The sequence below is a fragment of the Rhizobium redzepovicii genome, from assembly GCF_019793435.1.
In the GTDB taxonomy this organism is placed as follows: domain Bacteria; phylum Pseudomonadota; class Alphaproteobacteria; order Rhizobiales; family Rhizobiaceae; genus Rhizobium; species Rhizobium redzepovicii.
On record NZ_JAILYH010000102.1, the window covers coordinates 1 to 350 of the forward strand.

1 pseudogene is annotated in these 350 nt (G+C 59.4%); it reads right to left on the reverse strand.

The features are described 5' to 3' along the window. Nucleotides 1-169 precede the first annotated feature (169 nt). Nucleotides 170-350, reverse strand: a pseudogene (locus tag K6N12_RS33780) (nitrogenase molybdenum-iron protein alpha chain); the annotation flags it as partial.

A 350-nucleotide genomic window follows, 5' to 3' on the forward strand; every position in this document is an offset into this window, starting at 1 on the left:
GGAACAGGGGAGCATGGTCGAGAACTTTTTCCGCCGACTGCGGCATAGTAAGCACCTTTCTTTTCATCGCGCCGCACCGGTGGCGGCAATGGGATGTCATCTGTCACGAGTGCGGATCAAGTCCGATAGGAAGAGCCTGGCCTGCCCCTTCCCAAGACAGGCCAGGCTCTCATTCGGCCGCAACCGCCTCAGCTGGCGCGGCCTCTTTTTTCCAGGGGACGTCGTAGAGATCCCACACCGGATTATTGATGGCCAGATCCATGTCGCGGGCGAATATGGCGAAGCCGTCATAGCCGTGATACGGGCCGGAATAATCCCAGGAGTGCATCTGGCGGAAGGGGATGCCCATC